Source organism: Thermococcus sp., assembly GCF_027052235.1.
Taxonomy (GTDB): domain Archaea; phylum Methanobacteriota_B; class Thermococci; order Thermococcales; family Thermococcaceae; genus Thermococcus.
On the sequence record NZ_JALUFF010000004.1, the window covers coordinates 1 to 6492 of the forward strand.

The following is a 6492-nucleotide window of genomic DNA, read 5'->3' on the forward strand; positions in this document are numbered from 1 at the left end:
GTCGTAGACCACGAGGAGCGAGGAGTAGGCAGGCACAACCTCCACGAGCCACTCAAAATCGGCCTTTTCTATTGCCCTCGCTATTGCGTGCACTCTGGCGTTTATTTCTTCGCTTATGGTCTCGCCGAGGGTGATCAGAAGGGCTGAGTCACCGGCGGGCTTTAGTTTTATTTTCTTCATTTTTCTTACTCCCCTTATCTGATTGGCTCTCGATATATTTTAAAATTTTAAAGCCTTAGATAATAGTTAGTAATAAGCATAGAGGCTGAGCTCAATGAGTGCTTCGGATGAAGTTAAAGAATTAATAATTTCAGGTTGGGGTATTTTACTTATGCTAGCATTTACTGCCCTACTTGTGGGATTGTTTTATTCTCTTGGGGTAAATGTTACACGGAATGAATTAATACGATTCGTAGATTTGTTCTTCCAAGTATTTCTGACGCTCGTGGCCATTATGACATCTATTGGGGCTGTACATCTACAGGCTACATATAGGGAATATGCCAAACTGATTTTAAAGAGACACCTCTCAAACATACGTGATCTAACTCTTTTGCTATTAATCATAAGTTTTGTCGTGAGATTTGTGGATCTCAAAGATGCGAGAATTATGGCAGAACTAGCATTCTTATGGCTTATAATGAGCATTTTGCTTGTACTTTATTTCTCCTCTAATATCAGAGAGTTATTTGTGATGTCGCCGGCAACTATCGCCAGAATGCTCTCAAAGAATGGAAAAGCTCTGGCTGACATTTTAAAAAAGAGTGCAGGTAATCCGTGGGATGTTTTCCCATATCTTTACGGGATGTTGGACTTAATAAACATTTCCTTTAAAGAGATTAACCCTGGTGATTACCTCCCGGTGGTTACCGGGGAAATTTCCAAATCCATTGAATACGCGGAATACTGGGATCCCCAATGGTGGAGACTTCATACTTGGATACAAAAAGACTTGTTAGGACCCTATCTTGAGGCACTGTTTAAATATGAGATTCCGTCTGCTGTAATAAACCCTCTAAGATCCGCATACCAAAAAGATCCGACTTTAGTTTTTAATTTCAGGACTATGTTTGAGAAGTTGGGAGAAATGCTTGTTAATAATTATTTCTTTATTTATCCCGCATTTTGTGATTATATTGAAAACCTAGAGAGTCTCATTGAGATGGACAGAGAAGGGGAATATGAAAAAGTCAAAAGGGAAGTTCTCTTTTCCGCATTAGATAAACTATTGGATTTCAAACTTTCTGGTTTAGAGCGCATGAAGCTAAATAAGAGCCCACAATGTGAGGTTGTTCTAAAACAAATTTACAATAGCATTCCCGAGAAAATTGAAGGAGGCGTGACCTCAATCCCTAGGATCATAAAAATTGCTCTTTCATACTCAAAAGAGGATACTGGACAGTATATACCTACCTATGCCAAAATTGGGCTTTATAACAAGGCTATTGAAGTTCTGAAGATGTACCCGCAGATTCTAACAAGAATGTTTGATTTTGACATTGAAGAACTTCCTTTGGGATTGGAAACATATGAGATCACTGTGGCCTTTGTAGAATACGTATTAAAGCAATGGGAAGTGATACATCCTAACAAAGCTGATGAGACTATTAAGAGATTGGCGGCACTGTTCAAGAAAACAAAGGTGTTCGGTTATTCTGTGGAAGTCTCGGGAGCCATACTCAAGGTAGGAAATAAAGAATTTGAGTTGAGTACAAAAGAGCAGATAGAGTTTTTTAAATCAGCAATTAATAAAATTCGAGACTAAAGGAGCTAAAGAAACTTCCTCATCGGCACTACCTTTACTCCCTCCTCCTCAAGGGCTTTCCTCACCATCGAGGCTATCTCCACAGCCTTCGGGTTGTCCCCGTGGACGCAGATTGTATCGACCTTCAACTCGACCCACTCGCCGTTTATCGCCTTAACACCTCCGTCCTTCACCATCGAAATCACGCGCTCCGCTATCTCTTCCTTGTCCTCTATCACCGCCCCGGGTTTCGAGCGGGGAACGAGGGTTCCGTCCGGGTTGTAGGCTCTATCCGCGAAAACCTCGTGGGCCGCTTTTACTCCCATCTCCTCTGCTATATCGGCCGGCCTCGAGCCGGAGAGGGTTACGAAGATCAAACGCTTATTGAAATCTGCTATCCCTTCAATTATAGCTCTAGCGAGCTCTTCCTCCTTCACCAGAGCGTTGTAGAGTGCCCCGTGAGGTTTGACGTGCTGGAGCTCAAGTCCTTCGGCTTTAGCAAAGGCGTAAAGCGCTCCGATCTGGTAGAGGATGTAGTTCCTCGCCTCTTCGCTGGAGAGCTTCATGTACCTCCTGCCGAAGCCGAGTAAATCGGGATAGCCCGGATGAGCACCAACGGCAACGCCGTTCTCCTTCGCGAGCCTTACTGTTTTTCTCATCACGAGGGGATCACCCGCGTGCCAGCCCGTCGCGACGTTTGCAGAGCTTATGTACTTCATGACCTCCTCGTCGAGGCCAAGCTTATACCTCCCAAAGCTCTCGCCGAGATCGGAGTTTAGGTCGACCTTCATGCTCCCACCGAAAGCATTTCGACGGAAATCTAAAAAAGGGTTTCTCCAAGGGGGGTTCATGGGCGAGAGGGTTCGGGTAATCGACGCGGCAATCTTCATCCAGGGAGTTGACGTTGAAGGTGTAACGACTCCAAAGGTCGTGGAGGAAGTTAAAGACCCTGAGTCGAGGCTCTTCCTCGAGGGCCTGATCAGCGCGGGGAAGGTTAGGATTCTGGCTCCATCGCGGGAGAGCATCGAAGTTATTAAAGACGCCGCAAGGAGGACGGGCGAGTTAAACGAGCTGAGCGAAGCTGACATAGAGGTTCTGGCTTTGGCCTACGAGCTCAAAGGGGTCCTATTAACCGACGATTACAACCTCCAGAACATTTCAAAAACGCTTGGGCTGGAGTTCAAGACGCTAAAGAGGGGCATAAAAAGGGTAATCCGCTGGAACTACGTCTGCATTGGCTGCGGAAAGAAATTCGAGGAGATGCCGCCCGAAGGAATATGTCCCGACTGTGGCAGTCCGGTCAGGCTGATTCCGAGGAGGAAGAGGCGTCAAAGGCGCAGGTAAGGTAAAATATCATCGTAGGCGTCGCTCCAGTCAACGAGTCCGACCCTTTTCTTAACCCCTCTCCTACGAAGGTCGAGTATCTCTTCAAGAACTTCCTCCGGAGTCTTTCCTGTCGTGTCTATCTCAACCACGTTCTCGTTCTCTTCGATGGCCTCGACAAGGATGACATCGACCAGCTCCGCTTCCACGTTTTCCCCTACCTTTGCCTTTGAATATCCCCTCTCCTTCAGCCTCTCCGCTATCAGCTTGGGATGGGCCCTCAGGACGATTACGAGGTCGGCGGGCATGTAGTGGGCGAGGTGGCTATCAACGATCACGTTCTTGTTTTTAAAGTCCCTCTCAAAGTTCTCGGCCAGCTCATCAACGTCCAGCTCCAGCTCCTCCCCCTTCATCTCTCCGAGGCCCTTCTCAAGGGCGTAATCCCTCAGGTTCACGTACTCGTAGCCGAGCTTTTCCGCGAGTAGCTTTGAAACCGTCGTTTTTCCAACTCCTGGAGTGCCCGTCACCGCTATTATCATCCCCATCACCTCCTCACGTCCCGGGCGGGCTCGGCGCTCATAGGGTACGTCATCGCTCCGCTCAGCCCGTCTTGGATTCCTCATTGCCCGCCGGGACGGCGTCAGATAGCGTTTCTCTTCACAGATCCGCGCAATTCGCTGTCATCATCCGCGTTCAGCCTTGGAGGTAGTAGGATATAAGCTTTCTCAGCTCGAGGTTTCTCTCCGGCTTCATTCCCAGAAACCGCCGTAGCTGGTTGTTCTCGGCTATTAAACCTGAGAGCTCTATCGCCAGGATCTTGTTGTCCTCGCTCAGACCGTAGGCCTTGAAGCGAAGCGAGGAGTACTCCTTCTCAAGTTTCCAGGCCCTCTCCTCGAGCTCTCTAACCTTTCTCTCCAGTTCCTCAAGCTCTCCAGAGGGTTCTCTAAACTCGCCGGCGAGGGCTATCTCAGCTACCCTCTCGACAGGAACTCCATAACGCTCGCTCAGCCTTTTGATCTCTCCAGCGACTTCATCGTCGAGCTCGATTTCAATCTTTCCAAAGCCCTTCTCGGGTTTGATGATGAGCTTCATTTCGTTCACGCTCCATGAACAATTCGTTCACGTTTTCTGAACTTTCTTTCTATTTTCCTCGAACTTTGCATTCAGCTCGGCGTTTTCCCTTCTAAGCCTCTCTCGCTCTGCCATCATCAGCTCCTTGTCCTTTAGGGCATTTTCATAGAACTCCCTAAGCTCTTCAATTTCGTCCTCCATCTCGCGGAGCTTCTCCTCGAGTTTCTCCACCCTTTCCCTGAGGAACTCCTCTCTCTCGGCCTTGAGGGTTTCCTCGGCCTTTGGCAGGTTCTCTCTGAGGAGGGCGTTTATATCTTTGCCCTTGAGGGTCTTGAACCTCTCGCGGGGAATAATGACTTCTATCTTCATAGCCCTCCACTCGCCGCAATCCATTCAAGGAATTCTTCGGGGCTCAGAACCATTATCTGGTTCTCTGCCTTCTTTCTAAAGTCCTCGTCTCGCGTTATCAGAACATCACATCCCGACGCCAGTGCAGAAGCCAGTGCCACAGAATCGTAGGGGTCGGTCCCGAGTTTCAACTGAAAAGAGAACGCATCAATCAAAGCCAACTCATTGGGAACGTAAACCTCAATACCAATGTCTTCAATTTCCTTGACTTTTTCCGGGTTCAGCTTGTTTCTTTTAAACACATGGGCGCTTTCCATCAGCGTGAATATCGAAACGAGACCCTCAATCTCACCAGTTTCGACGAGTTTTAAAATCCGAAGCGGGGCCTTCCATAGCTCATCCCCTGTTTTGGGATCTTCCTCTTTGAACCAGACGTTCAGGAGGACATTTGTGTCGAGATAGACCCTAATCATACTCCTCCTCCCTCATCCTTCTGAGCAGTTCTACGCTGCTCATCCCCTTGGGAAGCCTCCCTTCCAGTATCCCGAGCATCTTCTCGGCGGATCCCTTTTTACCCCCTCTCTTGGACCGGATCTCCATCAATACGTAGAGGGTTTTTATATCGATGAGCATTCCATCACCCGGAACTTTTTCGCGAGTTTCGTATTTTAAGTTTCCTCTCCATCTCGGTCTTCCTGTCGTAGCAGAGGACGTAGAAGGCCAAAAGCCCTTTCCACTTCCCATAGGGCTCTATTACCTCCCTAACGTCCCTCTCCTTGACCTCCTTGGGGCTCTTTCCAAATATCTTCGCGATTCCCCGTCTCATACCGAGGTCGCCAGCGGGATAAACGTTCTTTCTGAGGCCGTAAGCCAAGAAGAGCTCCGCGCTCCACTTTCCAATCCCCCGGAACTTGGTGAGATACTTTATGGCATCTTCAACGCTCCAATCCCACAGGTCAAGGTTGAGCTTCCTCTCCAGATAAAGTTCCGTGAGCGACTTTATATAATCAGAGCGATAGCCGAGTTTGGCCCTTTTCAACTCCTCTCTGAGGGATGATATCCTTTCCGGCGTGGGGAAGGTGTATAAATCCCCGATGGGTTCACCCGCTATCCTCACGAGGTTTGCAATCGTCCTCTGGGCGAAGTCAAAGCTCACCTGTTGCTGCGCTATGACCTCAACCAGAGCCTGATACGGGCTCGGGGCGGCCGGGACCGTGAGACCGTGGAACTCGTCAATGAGGAAGGCGAAGGGCGAGTCGCTTATCTCCGCGTAGAAAGAATCTAAATCCGTTTCGAGGCCGAGGATGAAGGAGAGCTTTTCTTTGACAAGCTTTTTCTCCTTCTTCGTGAGGCCATCGGGAATCATGAAGTCCTCTCCGTCGTAGCCCGCTACGCTTACTCTACCGGGGAGACGGAGTGCCTGATAAAACACCCCCTTCTCAAACTTCCACGTCCCGTTGCGGATCATCTCGTGTGTCGTTTTTTTGAGGTCGATCTCAGCCATCGGTCGAGCCTAACCGGGTTCTCCCTTATATCCTTTAGGGTTGAGACCCAGAGGTGCCTTCCGTCCACGGACCGGTGAACCTCGATCTCTCCATGCTCCTCAAGAAAGCGGAGGGCATCCTTAATCTCCTCGGGCTTCACCCCGAACTCTCTCCTCAGAAAATCCCAGTAGGGCTCCTGCCGTGAATATCTCGCAGCTTCTCTCACGAGCCTCCACGCAGCTTCGAGTTTTTCTTCTCCATGGGAGGCCCTGTAGGCCTTGAGGAGTCTTCTAAGCTCCATGGTATAAAAAGCGGCGGCGGTCTATAAATCACTTTCGGGAGTAAGGCAAAAGATTTAAACCCTTGAGTAGTACTAATAGCGGCGGTAATGATGCGGGTGAAAGTGGCCCTGGCGCTCGTGCTACTTCTCCTCGCACTGGAGCTCATCGGTTCGGCGGCTTCCCAGAGTACGGGAAGAGTAGTGTATGTTGCGAAGGTAGAGGGCACAATCACGAGCTACAC

The 6492-nt window shown here is 49.1% G+C and carries 11 protein-coding genes; 2 read left to right on the forward strand and 9 right to left on the reverse strand.

Annotated features, from left to right (window positions below; translation table 11 throughout):
- The coding region (locus tag MVC73_RS00175) for a carboxyltransferase domain-containing protein (RefSeq protein WP_297505973.1) at positions 1 to 171 on the reverse strand (171 nt) is incomplete at its 3' end.
- Positions 172 to 274: 103 nt separating this feature from the next.
- Here MVC73_RS00175 and MVC73_RS00180 point away from each other — a divergent pair.
- Positions 275 to 1765, forward strand: a complete 1491-nt coding sequence (locus tag MVC73_RS00180) for a hypothetical protein (protein WP_297505965.1) — start codon at positions 275 to 277, stop codon at positions 1763 to 1765.
- A 5-nt stretch (positions 1766 to 1770) separates the two neighbouring features.
- On the opposite strand, the gene MVC73_RS00185 is transcribed toward MVC73_RS00180, so the two are convergent.
- On the reverse strand, positions 1771 to 2535 hold the full coding sequence (locus MVC73_RS00185; RefSeq protein WP_297505966.1) for a 5-oxoprolinase subunit PxpA: 765 nt from the start codon (positions 2533 to 2535) through the stop codon (positions 1771 to 1773).
- A 58-nt stretch (positions 2536 to 2593) separates the two neighbouring features.
- Here MVC73_RS00185 and MVC73_RS00190 point away from each other — a divergent pair, with 58 nt between their 5' ends.
- A complete protein-coding gene (locus tag MVC73_RS00190; protein WP_297505967.1) occupies positions 2594 to 3088 on the forward strand; it encodes a type II toxin-antitoxin system VapC family toxin in 495 nt (164 codons plus the stop codon).
- Here MVC73_RS00190 and MVC73_RS00195 read toward each other — a convergent pair.
- The 7 genes from MVC73_RS00195 to MVC73_RS00225 all read right to left on the reverse strand — a co-directional run bounded on the left by MVC73_RS00195 (position 3073) and on the right by MVC73_RS00225 (position 6271).
- A complete protein-coding gene (locus MVC73_RS00195; RefSeq protein WP_297505974.1) occupies positions 3073 to 3606 on the reverse strand; it encodes an adenylate kinase family protein in 534 nt (177 codons plus the stop codon). The genes MVC73_RS00190 and MVC73_RS00195 overlap by 16 nt on opposite strands.
- Before the next feature lie 154 nt (positions 3607 to 3760).
- The gene (locus MVC73_RS00200) at positions 3761 to 4159 is read right to left on the reverse strand and encodes a hypothetical protein (RefSeq protein ID WP_297505975.1); all 399 of its coding nucleotides are present in this window, start codon (positions 4157 to 4159) and stop codon (positions 3761 to 3763) included.
- 27 nt (positions 4160 to 4186) lie between these two features.
- The gene (locus MVC73_RS00205) at positions 4187 to 4507 is read right to left on the reverse strand and encodes a hypothetical protein (RefSeq protein WP_297505968.1); all 321 of its coding nucleotides are present in this window, start codon (positions 4505 to 4507) and stop codon (positions 4187 to 4189) included.
- Positions 4504 to 4959 (reverse strand): PIN domain-containing protein, encoded by a 456-nt coding sequence (locus MVC73_RS00210; protein WP_297505969.1) that lies wholly within the window; start codon positions 4957 to 4959, stop codon positions 4504 to 4506. Before MVC73_RS00210 ends, MVC73_RS00205 begins: the two co-directional genes overlap by 4 nt.
- Entirely contained in the window at positions 4952 to 5119 is a 168-nt protein-coding gene (locus MVC73_RS00215) for a hypothetical protein (protein WP_297505970.1), read from the reverse strand. Before MVC73_RS00215 ends, MVC73_RS00210 begins: the two co-directional genes overlap by 8 nt.
- Before the next feature lie 4 nt (positions 5120 to 5123).
- Complete coding sequence (locus tag MVC73_RS00220) at positions 5124 to 5990, reverse strand: DNA-3-methyladenine glycosylase (RefSeq protein WP_297505971.1); 867 nt, start codon at positions 5988 to 5990, stop codon at positions 5124 to 5126.
- Entirely contained in the window at positions 5951 to 6271 is a 321-nt protein-coding gene (locus tag MVC73_RS00225; protein ID WP_297505972.1) for a hypothetical protein, read from the reverse strand. Before MVC73_RS00225 ends, MVC73_RS00220 begins: the two co-directional genes overlap by 40 nt.
- Positions 6272 to 6492: the final 221 nt, after the last annotated feature.